General features: G+C 38.6%; 19 protein-coding genes and 1 tRNA gene. 6 read left to right on the top strand and 14 right to left on the bottom strand.

Annotated features, from left to right (window positions below; genetic code table 11):
• Positions 1–92 precede the first annotated feature (92 nt).
• Positions 93–2,078 carry a DUF3857 domain-containing protein gene (locus tag JWQ34_RS13470; protein WP_299357824.1) on the bottom strand — a complete coding sequence of 662 codons (1,986 nt, stop codon included), beginning with the start codon at positions 2,076–2,078 and terminating at the stop codon, positions 93–95.
• A gap of 134 nt (positions 2,079–2,212) precedes the next feature.
• Here JWQ34_RS13470 and JWQ34_RS13465 point away from each other — a divergent pair, with 134 nt between their 5' ends.
• Positions 2,213–3,250, top strand: coding sequence for a 3'-5' exonuclease (locus JWQ34_RS13465; RefSeq protein ID WP_299357822.1), 1,038 nt, complete (start codon positions 2,213–2,215; stop codon positions 3,248–3,250).
• A 72-nt stretch (positions 3,251–3,322) separates the two neighbouring features.
• Here JWQ34_RS13465 and queG read toward each other — a convergent pair whose 3' ends face one another.
• Entirely contained in the window at positions 3,323–4,261 is a 939-nt protein-coding gene (gene queG / locus JWQ34_RS13460; protein WP_299357821.1) for a tRNA epoxyqueuosine(34) reductase QueG, read from the bottom strand.
• 80 nt (positions 4,262–4,341) lie between these two features.
• On the opposite strand from queG, the gene JWQ34_RS13455 reads away from it, so the two are divergent.
• Positions 4,342–4,581 (top strand): hypothetical protein, encoded by a 240-nt coding sequence (locus JWQ34_RS13455; protein ID WP_299357820.1) that lies wholly within the window; start codon positions 4,342–4,344, stop codon positions 4,579–4,581.
• 327 nt (positions 4,582–4,908) lie between these two features.
• The gene (locus JWQ34_RS13450) at positions 4,909–5,070 is read left to right on the top strand and encodes a hypothetical protein (RefSeq protein ID WP_299357819.1); all 162 of its coding nucleotides are present in this window, start codon (positions 4,909–4,911) and stop codon (positions 5,068–5,070) included.
• 61 nt (positions 5,071–5,131) lie between these two features.
• Here JWQ34_RS13450 and JWQ34_RS13445 read toward each other — a convergent pair whose 3' ends face one another.
• The 12 genes from JWQ34_RS13445 to JWQ34_RS13390 all read right to left on the bottom strand — a co-directional run bounded on the left by JWQ34_RS13445 (position 5,132) and on the right by JWQ34_RS13390 (position 17,408).
• The gene (locus JWQ34_RS13445; RefSeq protein ID WP_299357817.1) at positions 5,132–5,917 is read right to left on the bottom strand and encodes a polysaccharide deacetylase family protein; all 786 of its coding nucleotides are present in this window, start codon (positions 5,915–5,917) and stop codon (positions 5,132–5,134) included.
• Positions 5,918–5,985: 68 nt separating this feature from the next.
• Positions 5,986–7,056, bottom strand: a complete 1,071-nt coding sequence (locus JWQ34_RS13440) for a Gfo/Idh/MocA family oxidoreductase (RefSeq protein WP_299357815.1) — start codon at positions 7,054–7,056, stop codon at positions 5,986–5,988.
• Between the two features lie 31 nt (positions 7,057–7,087).
• On the bottom strand, positions 7,088–9,418 hold the full coding sequence (locus JWQ34_RS13435; protein ID WP_299357814.1) for a GH92 family glycosyl hydrolase: 2,331 nt from the start codon (positions 9,416–9,418) through the stop codon (positions 7,088–7,090).
• A gap of 94 nt (positions 9,419–9,512) precedes the next feature.
• Positions 9,513–10,535: a Holliday junction branch migration DNA helicase RuvB gene (gene ruvB / locus JWQ34_RS13430; protein ID WP_299357813.1), complete on the bottom strand. Its 1,023-nt coding sequence runs from the start codon at positions 10,533–10,535 to the stop codon at positions 9,513–9,515.
• 112 nt (positions 10,536–10,647) lie between these two features.
• The gene (locus JWQ34_RS13425; protein ID WP_299357812.1) at positions 10,648–11,379 is read right to left on the bottom strand and encodes a polyprenol monophosphomannose synthase; all 732 of its coding nucleotides are present in this window, start codon (positions 11,377–11,379) and stop codon (positions 10,648–10,650) included.
• A gap of 119 nt (positions 11,380–11,498) precedes the next feature.
• Positions 11,499–12,989: a POT family MFS transporter gene (locus JWQ34_RS13420; protein WP_299357811.1), complete on the bottom strand. Its 1,491-nt coding sequence runs from the start codon at positions 12,987–12,989 to the stop codon at positions 11,499–11,501.
• 96 nt (positions 12,990–13,085) lie between these two features.
• On the bottom strand, positions 13,086–14,042 hold the full coding sequence (locus tag JWQ34_RS13415) for a hypothetical protein (protein WP_299357810.1): 957 nt from the start codon (positions 14,040–14,042) through the stop codon (positions 13,086–13,088).
• 28 nt (positions 14,043–14,070) lie between these two features.
• Positions 14,071–15,249, bottom strand: a complete 1,179-nt coding sequence (locus JWQ34_RS13410; RefSeq protein ID WP_299357809.1) for an acetyl-CoA C-acyltransferase — start codon at positions 15,247–15,249, stop codon at positions 14,071–14,073.
• Between the two features lie 68 nt (positions 15,250–15,317).
• Positions 15,318–15,491, bottom strand: coding sequence for an Arc family DNA binding domain-containing protein (locus JWQ34_RS13405; RefSeq protein WP_299357807.1), 174 nt, complete (start codon positions 15,489–15,491; stop codon positions 15,318–15,320).
• 2 nt (positions 15,492–15,493) lie between these two features.
• Positions 15,494–16,030 carry a hypothetical protein gene (locus tag JWQ34_RS13400; RefSeq protein ID WP_299357806.1) on the bottom strand — a complete coding sequence of 179 codons (537 nt, stop codon included), beginning with the start codon at positions 16,028–16,030 and terminating at the stop codon, positions 15,494–15,496.
• Positions 16,031–16,033: 3 nt separating this feature from the next.
• Positions 16,034–16,546 carry a hypothetical protein gene (locus tag JWQ34_RS13395; protein WP_299357805.1) on the bottom strand — a complete coding sequence of 171 codons (513 nt, stop codon included), beginning with the start codon at positions 16,544–16,546 and terminating at the stop codon, positions 16,034–16,036.
• Between the two features lie 4 nt (positions 16,547–16,550).
• On the bottom strand, positions 16,551–17,408 hold the full coding sequence (locus JWQ34_RS13390; protein ID WP_299357804.1) for an SPFH domain-containing protein: 858 nt from the start codon (positions 17,406–17,408) through the stop codon (positions 16,551–16,553).
• 115 nt (positions 17,409–17,523) lie between these two features.
• On the opposite strand from JWQ34_RS13390, the gene JWQ34_RS13385 reads away from it, so the two are divergent.
• From JWQ34_RS13385 to JWQ34_RS13375, 3 genes are all read left to right on the top strand, one after another.
• The gene (locus JWQ34_RS13385; RefSeq protein ID WP_299357803.1) at positions 17,524–19,587 is read left to right on the top strand and encodes an HDIG domain-containing metalloprotein; all 2,064 of its coding nucleotides are present in this window, start codon (positions 17,524–17,526) and stop codon (positions 19,585–19,587) included.
• Positions 19,588–19,662: 75 nt separating this feature from the next.
• Positions 19,663–19,749, top strand: a tRNA-Ser gene (locus JWQ34_RS13380).
• A gap of 251 nt (positions 19,750–20,000) precedes the next feature.
• A complete protein-coding gene (locus JWQ34_RS13375) occupies positions 20,001–21,275 on the top strand; it encodes a site-specific integrase (protein WP_299357802.1) in 1,275 nt (424 codons plus the stop codon).
• Positions 21,276–21,379 lie beyond the last annotated feature (104 nt).

The raw sequence follows: 21,379 nt of genomic DNA, 5'->3' as shown, positions 1-21,379 counted from the left end.
TAAGTTTTTAGGGATTAAGCTAACATCATAATTAGCTTGCGCGTTAGTTGCTATAGTAATTATAAATAAACAAAATGTTATCAGTAGTGATCTCATTGTTTTTTCTTAAATATCATTTCTGTTTTTTCTGACAGGATGATCTTATTATAAAGCTCTTTCAAGTATGAATACTCCTCGGATAGATATATTGACTTTTTGAATGATATGATATGTGAAAAAGTGAATGAATTTTCACCAGGTTCATAATTTACCATAAAGCTGCCGCCCTGGTTTGGTAAGCCAATTGCTATGTTTTGTGGTGGATCTTCAACTACATATTTATCAGGCAGGTGCATTTGTAAAACAAATCTTGTTTCTGAAGGCATGCCCCAATCAACTGGGTAAAGCCGTTCTGTTAGCTTAAAAGGATTGTTAATTACTCTGTCAAACAGGTAAGGGTTAAAGCTAAGTTTCTGATGGTTTAGATCGTTATACGCGTCCATCTCTATTTCATATTTTTCTGACACCGCCAGATCCAGGCTATCCACGTTTGTAACTTCTGATTTTAATATCTTAACCTTAGTTAGTTTTTCATCAAGGTTCTCAACATACTCATCAATAGAATTGAATTTTTTTATCGCTTTGCGTACCTTAAAACCTGCATAACCTTTGGAGTAAATGGTAAACGTGCCTTTTAATTTACCATTGTCTTGTAATGTCAGATCAAGTGTATATATCCTGTTTTCTTTTTGAGGTGTGGTTATATCCATCCAATAAGATGGCTTACTTAAACTCATAACACGGCCTTGGTCATTAAGACATCGTAAGGGCAACATGCCAAATGATAGTAATGGGTCGGTGGCATCTAATAGGTAACTTTTATCATCAATTGTCACTTTGGCAATAACATAATCAAACTCCGTTATAACAGGGTAAAGTTTGTTTATTATACCGTGGTCGCGGGTAGACAATATCACCGCCTCTGGAGTAAGCCCCGCCGCGTTAAGCGCCGAAATTAATGATAAATTTATGTCGCCTATAGTGCCGGTATGATTGTCTAAAGCCTTACGTATGCCATCATTACTACTACCTAATGAGTAATAGTCATTCCATTTAATTGTTTTTTGTATGTATGCGTATACGGCCTTTGCTTTATCCAACTCATTTGTTTTACCGGCTATTATGGGTAATATACGGTCTTTGAGCAAGTCTTTTCTTTTTATTTGGCTGCCAAAGTTATCATCGTGTTTAAGTTGATAATCAACATCACTCCATTGTTTTGCTAATTTATTAACCGTCCCTGTATATGGATTAGTAAAGGCTGAAAGTTCAAAGTATATGGCCGACATGAAGTTTTTAGGAGCAGTCATATAATCTTCCTGGATAAATGCGGGTATATTAGCCATTTCAAAAACCAAATGCGAGCAGTCGGATTTTGCTCCATGACTTGTAAAACAATCACGTTCTAACGTTGCAGTATTGCTAGTCATTTTTAAATCGCCTCTTATAGAAATATTATAAGTCCAGAAACCAGGGATATGTGCTTCATATTTAGAATGCACTTTTGGTATACCTGTTTGAAAATGCCATGTACGAAAACTTTCGAAATAAGGCGATACGATTGTATAAGAATATTCAATTATAGCGCCATTTTTTACACCGGGCATTGCAAACTTAGCAGTAGAGTAATTCTTGTTTTCTCTTACCCTATATATTTTCGCCGGGTCAAGTTTTTCTGTTTTAACTACACCATTATTATCTTTATAGGCAGTTAAGCCATCTATTTCAGACACCTCTTCAGCTACCTCATTATTGTTATATAGTGGAATTTCTATTGTTCCATATTTAATCCCGCTTTCGTCAAAGATCTTTATTTTAACATGATACTTGTAAACCAACCTGATACTTCCATCGCTTTCGGTATTGTCTAACCGGGCATCAGCATATTCATTTAAAACAACAGCATGGGCCGATGGATCATTAACATATTTGGGCATATCAACTTCATCATGCAACCAAACATTAACAGGGAAGTTTTGCGCTTTAACGCAGTTTGTAAGACAAATGACAATGAGGCTGATAAGTATTTTTTTTTTCATTTTGATAACGGCTATTTAGGCGCCATTAAATTAAAACATTTTAACAGATATATTAAATACATTTAAATAATTTTCTGTGCTGATTTTTTTTAAGACTTTTGCAACCTTAATTACATTACACTGATATCAATAATATGAAATTACATTTAAAACGCCCGTTGGCATTCTTTGACCTTGAAGCTACAGGTATTAATATTGGCGCCGACCGTATTGTTGAAATATCAGTAATTAAATTGCACCCGGATGGGAGTGAAGAGGTAAAGACCTGGCGCATTAACCCGGAGATGCCCATACCTATTGAGTCATCATTAATACATGGTATTTATGATGAGCATATAAAAGATGAGCCTACTTTTAAAGCCGTAGCACCTTTAGTTGCCGAGTTTATGGATAATAGCGACCTGGCCGGCTATAACTCTAATAAATTCGATATCCCGATGCTGATGGAGGAATTTTTACGTGCAGGTGTTTTGTTTGACCTGGATAACCGACATTTTGTTGATGTGCAAAATATTTTTCATCAAATGGAGCAACGTACTTTAAAGGCCGCTTACCAGTTTTATTGCAAAAAGGATATCATCAATGCACATAGTGCAGAAGCTGACACACGCGCTACTATGGAGGTGTTATTGGCCCAGATAGAGCGTTATGAAACCCAGGAATGGGAAGATAAAAAAGGAAATAAAAGCGTGCCGGTAGTAAACCATGTTGAAGGTTTACATAAATTCACCAATTTAAACCGACCAGTTGATTTTGCCGGCCGTATGGCTTTTAATGATAATAATGAAGAGGTGTTTAATTTTGGCAAACATAAAGGCAAAAAGGTAGAGGACGTATTTAACCTGGAACCCAGTTATTATTCATGGATGATGAATGGCGATTTTCCGTTGTACACTAAACGCAAACTGGAGCAAATATATAAACGGTGGAACGATAAACGTCAGGCAGATCGTCAACAAAAGGCGGCACAAGCCAAACCTGCTGAAAATATAGAGAAAAAGGATACTGTTACGCCAAATATCCAAAAAGATTTATTTCAGCAACCTGTTCAACAAAAAACATACAACAAGCCTTACGAGAACAAACCTTTTAAAAAGAAGGAAGAACCGGCCGCACCTGTTAATGAAGATATGCTAAAGCTATTGGCTGATAAGTTTAAGAAGGGGCTATAAATAGAGATAAGTAATTAGAGGTTAGTGATTAGTTAGTTAGCTATTGATATACTAATCACTAATCTCTAACCTCTAATCACGGTTTCGAAGAAACTCAATATTCCGCTTCAACCCAGCAAATTTTGTGCGCTTTACCGCCGAGTTTTTAAATACTTTCTGAAAAACATCTTCGGTTATTTCTCTAAGATCATTACTGTTCAAATTTAACAGATCTGGATGTGGATCAAATGCAGGTTCATTGTGTATCACCGAAAACTTGTTCCAGGGGCAAACATCCTGGCAAATATCGCAGCCAAATACCCAGTCGTCCATTTTGCCTTTAAATTCCTGCGGTATTTCGTTTTTAAGCTCAATGGTCAGGTATGATATACAGCGGCTACCATCAACTACATAAGGGCCTACAATAGCATCGGTAGGGCAGGCGTCAATACAGCGTGTGCAGGTGCCGCAATGGTCGGCAGTGGGTTCTATATCATACTCCAGTTCAATGTCAACTATCAGCTCTGCCAAAAAAAAGAACGAGCCTGTTTTTTGATTAATGAGATTAGTGTTTTTACCTATCCAGCCTAACCCTGCTTTTTTTGCCCATGCCTTATCTAATACCGGTGCCGAATCTACAAACGCCCGCCCGCCAACCTCGCCTATCTTTTCGTTTATAATTTGCAGGAGCTGTTTCAGTTTATCCTTAATAACGGTATGATAATCCTGCCCGTAAGCATATTTGGATATTTTAGGCGCTAGTGGATCAGTTTGTGAATTATCAGTATAGTAATTTAACCCTAATGAGATAACAGACTTTGCACCATCAACCAACAAACGCGGGTCGAGACGCTTGTCAAAATGGTTTTCCATGTACTGCATTTCACCGTGCATGTTTTTATTTAGCCATGCTTCAAGGTGAGGGGCCTCTTCCTCTAAAAACTCAGCTTTTGAAATACCGCAAAATAAGAAGCCTAAGTTTAGAGCCTCCTGTTTTATCAATTCACTATATGCCGATCTGTTTTGCTGCATTGCCACAAAGATAACATAAATACAAAACAGACTTTTTAATTGGGTGTTATCTATAAACAGCTTAATTAAAAAAAACTATCATGGAAACTACAGCATATAATGATCCCAAAGACGATCAGATAACTAATGACGATACATCAGTAACCAATAAAGACGGAGACAATGACCTGGAAAAGGGTGGACATCCAGTTGCCGAAGCCGATATTGATATAGATAGAATACCTATACCCGATGATAATTTAGGCGACCCAACACCGCTTACAGAAGAGGACGAAGACACCTCTAATAAAGGGCAAGGGCCAAAGGGAGAGAATCTGTAAGCCTAGCCCCCTAAATTTTATCCTGGACTTAGGCTATTCAAATTGCTTAAATCTGTAACCTAACTAAATGGAGAATATCCCTTACAGGAATTATATTGGTAGCCTATAAATTATAACTTGATTAAATTCAAACTGTGACGCTACCATTGAACAACTTTCTTACAGGATTTTTTTGTATATTTGATATAGTTCCAGTTACCTCTCTGCACTACCATTATCTAATCTTATTGATTAATTATAAATCAACATTTCCGCCTGTTCTTTGAATATTAAAATCATAATTATTTGAAATAGAGTGATTTAATACAAAATAGCGTCACGAGTATTATGCCTGATACCCGAAAAATGGTCTTTTTTACTACCGGCATCAACCCCAATGCCCGAAAAACGCCTCTTTTTACTACCGGCATCCAGCCCTATACCCGAAAAATGGCGAAAATTACTACTGGTAAAACGGTTGATACCAGTAATAAAAAAAGCCGCAAATAGATGCGGCTTAATGTTTAAATGAATAAGTGTTTCAAAACGCCCCCTTCAGGGGGCAGGGGGGTTAAAAGCTATTCCTAATACTATTGCTTAAAGTTTTGGCGCTCCAGTAGCCACTATCTAATATCCTTCTAACACACATTAACGGGTCGTTAGCATCACGCTTGTCTGCTAAAGCAAAAGCGATCTTGAATCCACGTTTATGAAATTCAGGGAAGCCTGATTTATTCCAGATGCCAAACGGATAAGCAAAGTAATCTATCTTTTTGCCGGTTATTTCTTCCAGTTTTTTAGTTGGTTTGTCAACCTGTATAACCCAATCATCCTTTTTAGGATTAGGGTCATGCTTGTACTTGCTGGTCATGTGGTGATCCCAGGTATGACTGCCGATGATGTTGCCGGCATCTGATAACGCTTTAACCTGCTCTTTAGTCATGTAATGCGGGCGGCCTATGGATACGGTCATAACAAAGTACACCGCTTTATAGCCATATTTCTTTAATTCGGGGGCGGCAATCGTGTACTGATCTTCATCAGTATCATCAAACGTAAGCATAATAGGTTTTTTAGGCAAAGCTGCACCGGTTGTTAAATAAGCATACAACTGATCAGGTAATATGGTATGATAACCGCTATCCGCCAGCATTTTAATATGCTTTTTAAACTCGGCGATTTGTACAATATAATCCTTGGCGTTTTTAGAATCTTTAGGGCGCCAGTCGCGTATTTGGTGATAGCATAAAATGGGTACTTGCTTGCGCGCCATAATAGCCGCCGAATTTGACGCCTGGCCAAAAACTGACGTTGCTAATAAACAAAATGATAATAAAGTAATAGATACTTTTGACATGTAATAAATGATATTTAATAATTAGAAAGACTTACGAAGTTGTAAAACCTCGTAAGTCTGATAATGTTTTATGGTTGTAAAACAATTCTTCTGCCTTCGTTGATTGACCTTTTGGCAGCGTCTAAAATCTCCATAGCTATCATGTTATATTTTAGAGATGCCTGGTCATCCGTACCCGGTATTTCTCCCCGTAATACAGCAGTTAAATAAACCAGCGGATCATTATTTGGCGCAGGTATAGATTTTGGTTTATTAACTAAGCCAAAACTACCTTCTTTAACTTTAAACTGAACGTTGTTGCCATCAAAGGCGTGTATAACACCTCGTTCGCCCCAAACTTCCATGTCTTTTAAGTTTACTGCCCAGTTCCATGATGCTTCAATTGATGCGGTCGCGGTAGGGTACTCAACCAGTATGGTCGCATCATCTTCAACTTTTGGATAAATAGCCGGTTTGTAATGTTTGGCAATAGCGGTTACCGCTATCGGGCGTTGGCCATGCATTAACCAGGTAGCCAAATCGGCACCGTAACAGCCAAAATCATTAAGGGCACCTGCTCCGTTTAAAACCGGATCTGTTAACCAAGCTAAAAACTCTGGACTGCAGCCAATCTCAACAGGGCCACGGTGTCCATCACGAATTACCATCTTACGTATTTTACCTACGCTGTCTTTATTTACCACATCATAAATATATTGGAATGATGGATACCACGTAGTTTCATAATTCACCAATAATTTAATATTGTATTTGGTAGCTAAAGCCTCCATGCGTTTTGCTTGCTCCAATGTAGCAGCTAATGGTTTTTCAACCATAACAGGGATATGCAATGGCGCGCATAGCTCAACAATATCAACGTGTTTGCCAACCGCGTTATAGCCTAACATAACATCCGGCTTACGCGCTTTGATCATTTTTTTTACATCATTAAAATAAAGCGAGTCGGGTAGGTTAAAGCGTTTCTTGTATTTTTCCCAAAGCGGTTTGCTTGGTTCATATACGCCCACAACGTTAGCAGTGCCTCTTCTCATCTGGCCAAAAAAACCGCTGATATGATCATGGTTTAAACCATATATACCTAAGCGCAAGCGTTTGTCCTGCGCATTAGCGGCGAATGTAAATACTGCTAGCAGTGCCAATAAGGTTAACCTTTTATAAAAGGCCAAATTTTTATTTTTCATTTGAAAGTGAATAAGGGAAGCTTGATTCTTGCGTACCTCTTTGTTTGTTAGGGAACGCAGACATTTTAAAGTTAATAATACCGCCTTGCGATAAAGTATTATGGCCAAACCAGTTATTGTTATACGGTTTGCCATTTACTGTTATTGCGCTAACATATTTGTTGCCATCGCTATTGTTAGGAGCGTTAAGTATTAGTTTTTTGCCATTTTCAAGACTAACGGTAATGTTTTTAAATAATGGTGTGCCTATTACATACTGGCTGCTGGTAGGGCAAACCGGGTAAAAGCCCATCGCCGAAAATATATACCAGGCAGATGTTTGACCATTATCCTCATCACCGCAATAACCATCAGGAGTTGCTTTGTATAATTTGGCCATAGCATCACGGATATGCTCTTGTGATTTCCATGGCTCGCCCGCAAAGTTGTATAGATATAGCATGTGCTGAATAGGCTGGTTACCATGCGCGTATTGGCCCATGTTTACGATCTGCATTTCGCGGATCTCGTGGATAACACCACCATAGTAGCTGTCATCAAATACAGGTGGGATTATAAAGATTGAATCTAATTTGTTGATGAATGCCTTTTTACCGCCTTCTAAATTGATCATACCTTGAATATCGTGTAAAGCTGCCCAGCTATAGTGCCATGCATTACCTTCGGTAAAGGCATCACCCCATTTTAGTGGGTTAAATGGAGTTTCCCAAGAGCCATCTTTGTTTTTACCGCGCATTAGGCCTATTGATTTATCAAACAGGTTACGGTAGTTTAAACTTCTTTTTTTGTAGATATCAATTTCTGACGCAGGTTTGTTTAATGCTTTGCCTAATTGATAGATAGCAAAATCATCATAAGCGTACTCTAAGGTACGGGCAGCGTTTTCGTTGATTTTAACATCATAAGGCACATATCCTAATGTGTTATAATACTCTACACCGCGACGGCCGGTAGCTTCCGGGCCTGTGTTGTTAGCGCCGTGTTTTACTGCTTCCCAAAGGGTATTGATATCATAACCACGGATACCTTTTAAGTAAGCATCAGCAACTATTGAAGCAGAGTTATTACCGATCATACAATCAGCATAACCAGGGCTTGACCACTCAGGCAGCCATCCGCCTTCTTTGTAATCATTAACCAAGCCAGCCTGCATTTCTTTATCTATTGATGGATAAACCAGATTCAAGAATGGATATAAAGCTCTGAAAGTGTCCCAGAAACCTGTTCCGGCAAATTTGTAGCCCGGTAAAACTTCGCCGTTTTGCGCGCTGTAGTGTGTTGGCGCGCCTTTTGCATCGATCTCATACATTTTATGAGGGAAGAAAAGCATGCGGTAAAGGCATGAGTAGAAAGTGCGGGTTTGATCAATCGTTCCACCGGATACTGATAAACGGCTTAATGTTTTATTCCATGCTGCTCTGCCTTTTTGAGCGGTAGCATTAAAGCTTTCGCCGCCAACTTCTCTTTTTAAGTTAAGTTCGGCTTGTTCAATACTGATAAATGATGATGCAACACGCAGGTTAACAGTTTCGCCGCCACGAGTTTTAAAGCCTATAGCCGCTAAAGCGTGACCGGCGGTTGTTTCTAAAGAACCGTTTAACGCAGCAGTTTCTACCTTCATACGCGCTCCGCCCCGGCTTGTTTTATCTTCTTCGGTCAGGTTGTAGGTTTGTGATAGAGTGAAAGGTTTATCGACATAAATAACAAAGTAGTTTTTAAAGTTTTTTAACTGACCGGCAGCATATCTGGTTGAATAACCAACAATTTTATTTTGACCTGGGATTACTTTTATGTATGATCCCTTATCGTAAGCATCAACAACAATAAATGAGCTGTCTGTTTTTGGGAAAGTAAATCTAAATTGTGCAGCACGCTCGGTTGGCGCAATCTCGGTAGTAATATCGTGATCTGCTAAGTAAACACTGTAATAATATGGTTTAACTACTTCTGCTTTATGCGAGAACCAGCTTGCGCGATCATTTTGCGTAACTTTTAAATGCTTGGTCATAGGCATTATAGAAAATTGACCATAATCGCCCATCCAGGGTGACGGCTGATGTGTTTGCTTAAAGCCTACGATCTTATGTGCATCATACGTATATGCCCATCCATCGCCATTAGGGCCGGTTTGCGGGGTCCAAAAGTTCATTCCCCATGGTAATGCTATACACGGGTAGGTATTGCCATTTGAAAGATCTGGTTTTGATGATGAACCCATCAACGGGTTAACCCAATCAACAGGGTCAGTAACTTTTGTTACCAACTGGGCAAAAGTGTTACTGCATATTAATAACGATGCAAAAAGTAATATTCGTTTCATAAAAGTTATTTTATAGTATAAACTATAGTAATTGTTTGGTTATAATTTAACGTGTTAACAGTTTAATTGTGATAGCAATAGTAATAATAAAAACTTAAAATAAGGAAGCATTTCCGCCTAGTTTAATTTTACCTAAATGCTTGTAAGCGCTCTCGGTAGCTTCACGGCCACGGGCGGTGCGCATTAAGAAACCTTCCTGTATTAAAAATGGCTCATAAACTTCTTCAATAGTGCCTTCATCTTCGCCAACCGCTGTGGCAATTGTTTTTAAACCGACAGGGCCGCCTTTAAATTTATCTATAATGGTTGTTAATATTTTATTATCCATTTCGTCCAGGCCATGCTCATCTACATTTAAAGCATTAAGGGCATATTTGGCAATAGCGGTATCAATATTACCATCGCCTTTTATCTGGGCGAAATCTCTTGTACGGCGCAATAAAGCATTGGCTATACGTGGCGTACCACGGCTGCGGCGTGCAATTTCGTATGCGCCTTCATCGCTTATAGGTGTTTTTAATATAGATGCCGAACGTAATACTATAGTAGTTAATAATTTGGCATCATAATACTCTAACCTGGAATTAATACCAAAACGGGCACGCAATGGGGCTGTAAGTAACCCCGACCGTGTAGTTGCGCCAACTAGAGTAAACGGATTAAGAGATATCTGCACCGAACGCGCGTTAGGCCCGCTCTCCAGCATTATATCTATCTTAAAATCCTCCATTGCCGAGTAAAGGTATTCTTCAACCAGTGGACTTAAACGGTGTATCTCATCAATAAATAAAATATCGCCGGTTTCAAGGTTGGTTAGTAAGCCGGCCAAATCGCCGGGTTTATCAAGCACCGGGCCTGATGTTATTTTGATACCAACGCCCATTTCGTTAGCAATAATATACGATAGGGTAGTCTTACCTAATCCGGGAGGGCCATGTAATAGCACATGGTCAAGCGCTTCACCACGCTGGCGGGCCGCCTGTACAAATATTCTTAAATTGGCTAATATTTTAAACTGACCGGTAAAGTCTTCAAAGGCCTGTGGACGTAATACTTTTTCAATATCACGGTCGGTAGGGGACAGACGTTCACCGTCAGGATCAAGATGCTCGTTCATTGAGTCAAAAATAAGATTTTTGAAAGATTAGAGGTTAAAGATTGAAGATTAGTTTGTAGTTTTTTTTAGTAAAGCGGTTAATACCAATCTTTAATCTCTAATTAACTAATCTTTACCCTTCAGGATACTTTCTGAAAATACTGTTTATACGCATACGCAATACGCCCAAAACAGCTTCTTTAAATATACCTTTTGACATTTTTGAAGTACCGGCCGTTCGGTCTGTAAATATGATAGGTATCTCGGTAACTGTAAATCCATGCTTTACAGCTGTATACTTCATTTCTATCTGGAAGGCGTAACCTACAAATTTTATCTTATTAAGTTCAACAGTTTCTAATACGTTGCGTTTATAGCACATAAATCCCGCAGTGAAATCCTGAATCTTTATTCCGGTAATGAAACGAACATATACCGATGCAAAATAGCTCATCAATACCCTGCTCATAGGCCAGTTAACCACATTAACACCTTTAATATAACGTGATCCTATGGATACATCTGCACCCTCAATACAAGCAGTCCTCAACCTGATCAGATCATCAGGATTATGCGAAAAATCGGCATCCATTTCGAAAATATAATTATATTTATGCTCAATGGCCCATTTAAAACCATGTATATAAGCAGTTCCTAGTCCTTGTTTGCCTGCACGTTCTACCAGGAAAAGTTTTTCGGGGTAAGTATTCTGAAGATGCTTAACAATTATTTGTGTACCATCAGGCGATCCATCATCGATAATCAGGATATGAAAATCATAAGGCAAAGAAAATACCTTGCGGATCATCCGCTCAATGTTTTCCTTTTCGTTGTAGGTGGGTATAATTACTATGCTATCAGGCACTTAGTAGTATTTGGGTTTTTAGGTAAACAGTTTACTAAATTACTAGATTTAGTAGTTATATAAAATAAAAAGAGCAGGAAACTGTAAATAATTTCCTGCTCTTGTAAAATGATGTTTATTTAAAGATTATTAGTCTCTGCTATTACTTCATTATCTGCTTCGGGTTCAGCTATATAACTGCGTTCTTTTAAGCGTGGTGCTATAAACATAAACACTACTAAAAACGCTGTACATATACCAACAAACAGCCAGTAAAAATCGGCCCCTACAAAACGAGAGAAAAATCCACCTTTTGAAATATTACCATTAATCAAGGCATCAAACAAGTTACCGGCAGCAACAGTTAATAACCATATGGCACTCATAGTACTTTTCATTGATTTTGGCGCTTGGGTATAAGCATATTCTAAGCCGGTAATTGATACAAGCACCTCGGCTGCTGATAATACAACATAAGCAAATATTTGCCACCACACAGACGGGTGATTACCTGTATCAACACTTTTTTGTACAAAAGCAATTATTACAAATGATAAAGCGGTTAAAGCTAAACCGGCACCTATACGGCGTAACGGTGTGGTTTTAATACCCATCTTGTCTAAATATGGATAAACAAAATAAGTAAACAATGGAATAAATGATAGTAAAAAGATAGGATTTGCTGTTTGTACCTGACCTGCTAAAACAGTGAAACTAGTAAAGCCCAGGTTGATATGTCTGTCTAGTTTATCGGCTTGCAAAACCCATTCAGACAAATTTTGATCCCACATAGCCCAAAATATTGGCGCAAAGATAAATACGGACATTACACGGTAAACCGCTTTAACGCCTTCGACTTTTTCAGGATTAAACTCGCCTTTGGCTACGTCCAGTAATGACTGTCCTTTTTGTTTTTTGCCGATATTAAACAGGGCGTATATTGATATAAATACAAAGTTGTTTTTATTGATACCGCCCGGTGGCACTTTTACATATTGCTTACGCCCAGAAAAGAATATAATTGTTGCCAGAGCCATTAATAGGCCCGGTATACCAAATGCCCATTTAGCGCCATAGTTAGCGTAAACCCATGGAATTAATATGGTTGAGATAACTGAGCCTGCATTTATACTAAAATAAAACCAGCCATAAACTTTTGATAGTAATTCCTGGTTGGTTTTGTCAAACTGGTCGCCTACGTTGGCTGATACACATGATTTAATACCACCCGCGCCAACGGCTATCAACACCAAACCCATAATAAAGCCATTTAAATTACTGTCAAACACAGATAAACATAAATGGCCAAGACAATACACCATAGAGATATACAGTATGATTTTATATTTACCCGTAAACCAATCGGCAACTAAACCACCAACAAAGGGAAGGGTATATGCAAGAGTTACAAAAAAGTGTGTGCTTTCGTTTGCTTTTGCCTCGGCTACCGTCTGTAGCGCGGGGTTAAGCGTAGGGTTAAAAAATTGAGCGACTAAAAATGTTGCTAAGATAGAACGCATACCGTAAAAGCTAAAGCGTTCTGCCGCTTCATTGCCTATGATAAAAGGGATGCTCCTAGGGTATTTTGCTCCTGTTTTAACAACATCGGCCGTTAAGGTTTTTGAGGACATAAGATCAGTTTAATTTTGTCTAAAATACTATTATTCTCTTAAATACAAATTATGGTAAAAGTATTGTACTTATAGGTGGTTTATTAGCGGGTTGATTTATTGAACCGGTGTTTTTTTTATGGGTAAGGTTGTTTTAGGCCTTGGTAGTATTGGTTTTTCTGCCCTAGGATCAATGTAGTTCACGTCCTGTTCGTTAGGTACGTTTCTCATATCCAAATTATCTACATATTCCCATCTGCCGTCTTTTAAACGATAGCCATTGTAGGTAAGATCAGGGCCGTAAGTTTCGGGCTTATCTTTTGTTTTTTTATCCGGCGATGCCAGGTTATCAAACACAATTAAATGCTGTGAGTGAATGTATTTTAATAACATTGATGCCTGGCGGGCATACTCAAAAACCACACGTTTGCGTCTTTTATTATTCCCGTCAAATACGGGCATGCCAAATATTGGCTTATCGTTTTGGAATGAAAGTACATCAATAACCTTTTTTGTTGATTTATCGGTATTGCCCTTCCAACCTAATAATACGTAATAAGGGGTAGGGCCGCTAACAGGTATAATCGTATAATATTGGGCGCCGAACCAACTCCGGTTATCAGCTATTGTATCTTCAGGGTTTTTTATTAGCGGAGAATAATCTTCCAAACCATATAACTTTAAAGGGCCGCCGGTATTAACCTGTATCGCACCATAAAAACGGTAGCTGCCGTCATCATGGGCTACGTGCCAGCTAAATATCCTAAATTTGTTATCGGGTGAATTAGTTAGAGTTATGGTTTTTATGGAATCGAACGGAAAAGCAAACGAATTAGGAGTTTTTAACGCTGCAACCAAAGTTTTTATAAACAGATAATTGGCGTTTTTGCGGATAAGGTCATTGTCATTATTAATGAAAGTGTTACCCAAATGCTTCAGACTATCCTGATAAAAGTTTAATTGTTTTAGATTTCCGCTATCATCGGCATGTTGCGCGAAAGCCTGTAAAAAAAAGGATATAGAAAATATAGTTAAGACGAAGCTTCGTACCACCATCAAAATATTAATGTTCACTTATCCGTAAATATATAGGTTTTTATCCTTAACGTAAATTTTCAATAACAATTGCGCTGGCACCGCCGCCGCCATTACAAATTCCGGCAACGCCATATTTACCTTTATTTTGCTCCAACACGCTTAATAAAGTAACTACAATACGTGCTCCCGAAGCACCTAGCGGGTGCCCGAGAGATACTGCACCGCCGTTAACGTTTACACGGGCTGGGTCTAAATTTAATTTTTGATTATTGGCAATAGATACTACAGAAAATGCTTCGTTGATCTCGTAATAGTCAACAGCATTAGCAGCTAAACCAGCCCGTTGCAGTGCTAGCGGAATTGCTTTTGATGGAGCCGTAGTAAACCATTCGGGCGCTTGTTGGGCATCAGCATAAGCTATTACTTTAGCTATCGGCTTAATGCCTAGCTCGTCAGCCTTTTCTTTACTCATCAAAATTACTGCCGCGGCACCATCATTTAAAGTTGACGCATTTGCAGCGGTAACTGTACCATCTTTTTTAAATACGGGTTTTAATGAGTGGATCTTATCAAATTTTACAGTTACCGGTTCTTCATCATCACTAAATAAAGTTATCTCGCCTTTTCTGTTTTTTAATTCGACAGGAGTAATCTCATTAACAAACTTGCCGTTGTTTTGCGCGTTGATGGCCCGGTTGTATGATTCTATAGCATATGCGTCCTGGTCTTCGCGGCTTATATTACATTCAACCGCGCAAAGCTCGGCGGCTGACCCCATGTGATAATCATTATAAACATCCCAGAGGCCATCTTCTACCAAGCCATCTATTAACAGATCGTTCCCTAATTTATATCCTGTACGGGCTTTAGTTAAATAGTAAGGTACATTGCTCATACTTTCCATACCACCAGCCAACACAATATCATTTTGCCCGGCAGCAATACTTTGGGCTGCCAGCATAATTGCTTTCATGCCTGATGCGCAAACTTTATTTACTGTAGTAGCCGGAAGATAGGGCAGACCAGCATATATTGACGCCTGGGTAGCCGGCGCCTGACCCAAATTGGCCGACAAAACATTCCCCATAAAAACTTCCTGAATATGTTCTGGCTTTAAACCGGATTTTTTAACTGCCGATTTAATAACTATACTACCCAATTGCGTTGCTGTAAGCGATGCCAAACTACCGCCAAAACTGCCAATAGGGGTACGTGTTGCCGCTACTATAACTACTTCTCTCATCGGTTTGATTTTAGTAGCGCAAATTTATTTAATTTATTTGAACAATTACTATGCTTGCATAGTAATTGTTAGTCATTATCATCTTCTTTCTTTTTCTTGGTTTTTTTACGCGTAAGTAGAGCTTGTTGTAGTAAATATTCTATCTGGCCGTTGGTACTTCTAAACTCATCAGCGGCCCAGGTTTCTATTTCCTTCAACATATCAGGGTTTACCCTAAGTATAAATGCTTTCTTTTCGGCCATAATTAAGTAGCTATTGCTGCTGCTTGTGCTTGTCTCAATAAAACTAAATTAACCCCAATAAGAGTTATTAAGGCCATCGGAAATTTTGTTTTGGCTAATTCCGGAGCAATACTTACCATAAATGGCCTGGTGCATTTGCAAGTGGTTTTAATTTGAATGCAGTCGCCATATTGGTCATTTGTCCAATTCAGTGTCCTTGAAAAAAAGCCTTTACCACATTTTAGTAGCGCATTAAAACCGTTATTCATTTCAATAGCGGTTTTTGTCCCCCATCCATTTCTCGTGATCTTACCAACTACCTCACTTTTTAAAGCATCTATAACAAGTGTTTCTTTGCCCAAAAAGCCTATACACCTTATTATCCATTCTCCGTCACTGGTGATTATACTTTTCTCGCGCTGCCAAATATCCCTGCAACTTAATGTCCCATATTCAAACTGTCCATCGGTTAAGGTGTATACCGGCTTAAAAAAGCCTTTACGTATCACCTGTAAGTCTATAGATCGCGAAGGATCAATTTTTACATAGTTGTTTATCATAACTTAATGAACCGCCCTTTTGCGCCGTCTTAAAATAATTAAATGTGCGCCTAAAAATATTAATTTAGGTATTACCGCCACAGGTGTATTTGTTGGATACAAATGTATATCGGTAGTTAAAGTAAACGGAAAATGGTTTTTTAAACTCATGATCTTACCATATCCTACCGATTCCCACACATACTCACGCGAAAATAGTGAAGGATTGTAAAAGCGGGCAGTAAAACCACTTCCAAGCGTTAATACTCTTGCTCTGCTAAATAATTCGCGGGTACATTTGCCAATTACGGCACCGCTATTATCGGTTATTAAAATGGTTCTGCTAAAAAATTCTTCAAAATTAAAATAGAGGCTACAAGTAGCAGTCCTAACTTCGGCATTACGTTTAGAAATGCCGTCATAACTTAGTTGACCATATTGGTTTAGTCCATCGGTCAGCTCATATTTAGGGCTCCACCAGCCATGCCTTAATAAGGATAGCTCATTGGTTGTAGTAGTATTTATTTCCTGATACATACTCTTAATGATATAAGGTGCCTGTGTTAACAACCGGGTTCACACTTCTGTCGCCACATAGAACAACCAATAGGTTGCTTACCATGGCAGCTTTGCGTTCTTCATCAAGGTTTACAATATTTTTTTCTGATAGCCTTTGTAACGCCATCTCAACCATACCTACCGCGCCCTCAACAATTAACCTGCGCGCAGATATTATTGCCGATGCCTGTTGACGTTGTAACATGGTATGTGCAATCTCCGGCGCGTAAGCCAGGTGTGATATTCGGGCTTCTAATACTTCAATGCCTGCACGGTCTAATCGCTCATTTAATTCTTTCTCTAACAATATACTAACTTGGTCGGCACCGCCCCTTAAAGTAATGCCGGCGTTTTCGTCTTCAATATTATCATAAGGGAAAGAGTTAGCTAAATGCCTTACAGCAGCCTCGCTTTGTATATTTACATATTGCAGGTAATTTTCAACCGCAAATATAGCGCTGGCTGTATTTTTTATTTGCCATACAATAACAGCGGCAATCTCTATTGGGTTACCCACACTATCATTTACTTTAAGCTGCTGACCATTTAAGTTAAAAGCTTTTAACGACACCTTCTTTTTTACTGTAAAGGGGTTTACCCAAAAAAAGCCATCCTGTTTAACCGTACCAACATATTTACCAAAAAGTGTAAGCACTTTTGATTCGTTGGGGTTAACAATTACCAGTCCGGGTAAGATCAATACAAAGTCAACTATAAAAATTACTATAGCCGGCAATGCATTATGTTCGTAAATAAAAAAGCCGGTAAGTGCTAATAAAAGCAGAAATAACGCAAAGGTTAAATAACCTGATGGCGGGTTAATGATTTTTTCAGTATTCATGATTGGTTTTGATTTTAAAATGATATCACAAAGATATCATAATTGATTTGACAAAAGCAATAAAAAAAACATATCGCATAAAATATATTATTTTTGCCCACGCTTAACTTAATAAATGGCTACACTTTCTTCTTCGCGCCAAAAGGCTTTGTTACGCAAATACGCACGCAACGTTAAGTTTTTAATGATGGCGGTGAGTATTTGCTTAATTGTTTATTCGCTGCCTAAGCAGGCTAAGTTTAGCTATGAAATAGAAAGAGGGAGGATATGGAACCAGAAGGACCTGGTATCGCCTTATAATTTTGCGATATTAAAAACGCAGGCCGAAATTCAGAATGACCGCCGCAACGCGTTATCAAGTACCACCCAATTATACCAGTTAAATAATGATGTCGCCCAACAACAAATGGGTGGTTTTAAAAACGATCTGGAAATAAAATGGCATAACTCAGGCATTGATGACCGGCTGAAACCCAAATATATTTTAGCCGGAATTGAGCTATTAAAAGATGTTTACGATAAAGGTGTATTTACATTAAATCCTAAATATCAGCAAACCCAGGGGTATACCATTACCATACTCCAAAACAACATATCCACCGAAAAAAGTACATCAGAATTATTTACCCGCGAAGGTGCACTTACGTATTGCAGCCGGATATTAAACAGGCGCCCGGATATTAATAAAACCTTTTTGCTGGATTTGCTGCAAAACCATATTCAAAACAACATTATATATGATGATAAGCTAACGGCAAGGCTGGAAACTGAAGTACTGGAGGGTTTATCATTAACCCGTGGTATGGTACAAAAGGGTGAGGTTATTATATCAAAAGGGTCGGTAGTAAATGAGGAAGTGTTTCAAAAACTACAATCGTACAAAAAAGCGTTTGAGGATAATGCCCGAATAAATGGTAACCCCAGGCTGGTATTGGCAGGTCAGTTTTTACTTGTATCAATTACAATAGCGTTGCTCATGATATTCCTTTATCTTTTCAGGAAGGATATTTATGCTGATAACAGGCTGGTGAGTTTAATATTGCTGGTAATTACGGCTATGCTATTCACTTTATCAATGGCGATAAAGTTAGAGTTGCCTAATTTGTATTATATACCTTATTGCATAGTGCCCATTATCATCCGCATTTTGTTTGATACCCGTTTGGCGCTCAACATACATTTATTAGTAGTGCTTATAGCCGGTTTCTTTGTGCCTAATAGTTTTGAGTTTGCCTATTTTGAAATTACTGCGGGCATGGTATCTATTTATAGTATCAAGAACCTGGTGCGGCGCGAACAGTTCCTTATATCAGCGGTTATTATAACCTTTACTTATTTTGTTTCTTTCTTAGGCATCTCTTTAATTAGAGAGGGCAGTTTGATTGATATTGACTGGAGAAACTTTATCCCATTTGCAGTAAGTGTTTTGTTAACCTTGCTTGCTTACCCATTGATTTATTTGTTCGAGAAGATATTTGCCATAACATCAGACATAACATTAATAGAGCTTACTAACACCAATGCGCCATTATTGCGCGAAATGGCGTTTTCGGCACCGGGCACTTTTCAGCACTCTTTACAGGTAGCTAATTTGGCCGAGAATGCTATATATGCTATTGGAGGCAATGCATTATTGGTTAGAGCGGGGGCATTGTATCATGATATAGGTAAAATGGAAAACCCACTGTTTTTTGTGGAGAACCAAAGTTCGGGCTTTAACCCGCATGACAAATTGCCTTATGAAGAAAGCGCACAAATTATTATCAGGCACGTATACAAGGGTATTGAAATGGCCCAGAAAGAAAATATTCCTGAAATAATAATTGATTTTATACGCACCCACCATGGTAATACCAGGGTTGATTATTTTTATCAATCTTTTCTGAAAAATTTCCCTGAAAAAATCATCAATGAGAACACTTTTAGGTACCCGGGGCCTATTCCGTTCTCAAAAGAAGCCGGTGTTTTGATGCTTGCAGACTCGGTTGAGGCCGCTTCGCGCTCATTAAAAGAGCCTGATGAAAAATCAATTAGCGCGTTGGTGGACCGTATTGTAAAATATAAATTAGATCAAAACCAATTGAAAGACAGTAATATAACATTGAAGGATATTGAAACCATTAAGACAATTTTTAAGCGAATGCTGATGAGTATTTACCATGTGCGAATAGATTATTAATTTTTTTTTGATGGCTTAGCCTAATTGCTATATTTGCAGTCCCTGAAAAAGGGGTTTTACTGAAAACAACAATACGGTGAGGTGCCTGAGAGGCCGAAAGGATCAGTTTGCTAAACTGACGTACGGGAAACTGTACCGAGGGTTCGAATCCCTCCCTCACCGCAAATTAGTGAGTCAAAAACTATCAAAAACCTGTAAATCGTTGATTTACAGGTTTTTTTAGTTTAACGGAAAACCAAAAAAAACGACAAAACGCATAACTTTAGTGAGTGATTCGGTGAGTAAAATCACTCCTGAAAATTTACTCACTGGAAACTGCATAACTCACTGACTAACAAGAAGTTCAATGAATGAACATCTTGACATTCGGGGTACTCATTTCGATATTTATTCATTTAAAATCGTGAGTGATTATGCTGGAAAAGAGCTTAGGTTTACTGTTTTACCTTAAAAAACCGAAAGATTATGCAGAAGGACCTGTATTAATCTACCTGCGGATCACCGTTGATGGTGTCCAAAAAGAGATGTCTACCAAGCGACTTTGCGAACCTGAAAAATGGAACGGCAAAGCTAACCGTGCAATTGGTAATAAGGAAGATGTCAAAGCGCTGAATACTTATTTGGATGTGCTGCAAAATAAAGCTTATGACGCGCGCACACATTTAATAGATCGGGGCAAGATAGTTACTGCATTAGCCATCAGAAACATTATCTCGGGCGAAGACCAACGCCAATGGATGCTGATGACACTTTTCAAATCACACAACGACGGACTGAAAGCAATGATCGGTAAAGGTGTTGCGAAAGGCACCTATACTAATTTTGAGACTTCCCATAAACACCTTGCCAAATTCCTGAAGTCGCAGTACAAAATAGACGATATTAATATTTTATCCCTCGACCTTGAATTCATTAAAAAGCTATATAACTGGTTCAGGACGGTCAAAGACTTAAATCATAATTCGGCGCTGAAAAACATCGCCAACATGAAAAAGATAGTGCTGGACTGTGTCGACAACGGTTGGTTGATCGCCGACCCGTTCGCCAAGTTTGAAATGACCAGGGAAGAAGTCGATACCGTTTATTTGACTAAAGAGCAGGTTCAGGCTATTGCGAACAAAAAGATCACTAGCCCTCGTTTGAGCAAAGTAAGAGATATGTTCATTTTCTCCTGTTTTACAGGTTTAGCTTTTATAGATATGAAACAGCTCAAGCGTTCAGAAGTATTTACCAATGACGGCGAACTGCGTATCTACAAAAACCGGCAGAAAACAGGAACTCCGGCTGTTATTCCCTTATTACCTATAGCCAAAGGCATCTTAAAGAAATATGAAGACGACGAATATTGCGTAGTCAGGGATATGCTGTTGCCGGTGCTAAGCAATCAGAAATATAATACTTACCTCAAAGACCTAGCGGACAAATGTGACATAGAAATCGAACTCAGCTCAAAGATGGCGCGTAATACATTTGCGACCACCATCACATTAGCCAATAACGTTCCGATGGAAACAATCAGCAAAATGATGGGACATAAGAGTTTGCGCCAAACTCAACACTATGCCAAAGTTTTGGCTATCAAGGTCAATGAGGATATGGCTGAACTCGATAAAAGGCTGACTAATGATAAGTTTATGGCTGATTCGCCCATTTTGAATGAGGAAAGACCAAAAATGAGAATAGTTTAAATCAGCTAAAAAGCACCCACCTCGCCATAAGGGTTGAAATTATTTAAGTCAAGCTGAGCAAATTTGAACCCCGCATGAATTTCGTGCGGGGACTTTTGTGGATT

The organism is Mucilaginibacter sp., assembly GCF_028288185.1.
Classification (GTDB): domain Bacteria; phylum Bacteroidota; class Bacteroidia; order Sphingobacteriales; family Sphingobacteriaceae; genus Mucilaginibacter.
This window is presented reverse-complemented; position numbering and strand designations above follow the sequence as displayed.

Bases quoted from the DNA above. Each gene is read 5' to 3' on its own strand.
- JWQ34_RS13455 (WP_299357820.1), top strand. From the start codon at position 4,342: ATGGAAACTACAGCATATAATGATCCCAAAGACGATCAGATAACTAAT.
- JWQ34_RS13450 (WP_299357819.1), top strand. From the start codon at position 4,909: ATGCCTGATACCCGAAAAATGGTCTTTTTTACTACCGGCATCAACCCC.
- JWQ34_RS13410 (WP_299357809.1), bottom strand. From the start codon at position 15,249: ATGAGAGAAGTAGTTATAGTAGCGGCAACACGTACCCCTATTGGCAGT.
- JWQ34_RS13395 (WP_299357805.1), bottom strand. From the start codon at position 16,546: ATGTATCAGGAAATAAATACTACTACAACCAATGAGCTATCCTTATTA.
- JWQ34_RS13465 (WP_299357822.1), top strand. From the start codon at position 2,213: ATGAAATTACATTTAAAACGCCCGTTGGCATTCTTTGACCTTGAAGCT.
- JWQ34_RS13470 (WP_299357824.1), bottom strand. From the start codon at position 2,078: ATGAAAAAAAAAATACTTATCAGCCTCATTGTCATTTGTCTTACAAAC.
- JWQ34_RS13390 (WP_299357804.1), bottom strand. From the start codon at position 17,408: ATGAATACTGAAAAAATCATTAACCCGCCATCAGGTTATTTAACCTTT.
- JWQ34_RS13385 (WP_299357803.1), top strand. From the start codon at position 17,524: ATGGCTACACTTTCTTCTTCGCGCCAAAAGGCTTTGTTACGCAAATAC.
- queG (WP_299357821.1), bottom strand. From the start codon at position 4,261: ATGCAGCAAAACAGATCGGCATATAGTGAATTGATAAAACAGGAGGCT.
- JWQ34_RS13445 (WP_299357817.1), bottom strand. From the start codon at position 5,917: ATGTCAAAAGTATCTATTACTTTATTATCATTTTGTTTATTAGCAACG.
- JWQ34_RS13405 (WP_299357807.1), bottom strand. From the start codon at position 15,491: ATGGCCGAAAAGAAAGCATTTATACTTAGGGTAAACCCTGATATGTTG.
- ruvB (WP_299357813.1), bottom strand. From the start codon at position 10,535: ATGAACGAGCATCTTGATCCTGACGGTGAACGTCTGTCCCCTACCGAC.
- JWQ34_RS13420 (WP_299357811.1), bottom strand. From the start codon at position 12,989: ATGTCCTCAAAAACCTTAACGGCCGATGTTGTTAAAACAGGAGCAAAA.
- JWQ34_RS13375 (WP_299357802.1), top strand. From the start codon at position 20,001: ATGCTGGAAAAGAGCTTAGGTTTACTGTTTTACCTTAAAAAACCGAAA.
- JWQ34_RS13435 (WP_299357814.1), bottom strand. From the start codon at position 9,418: ATGAAACGAATATTACTTTTTGCATCGTTATTAATATGCAGTAACACT.
- JWQ34_RS13400 (WP_299357806.1), bottom strand. From the start codon at position 16,030: ATGATAAACAACTATGTAAAAATTGATCCTTCGCGATCTATAGACTTA.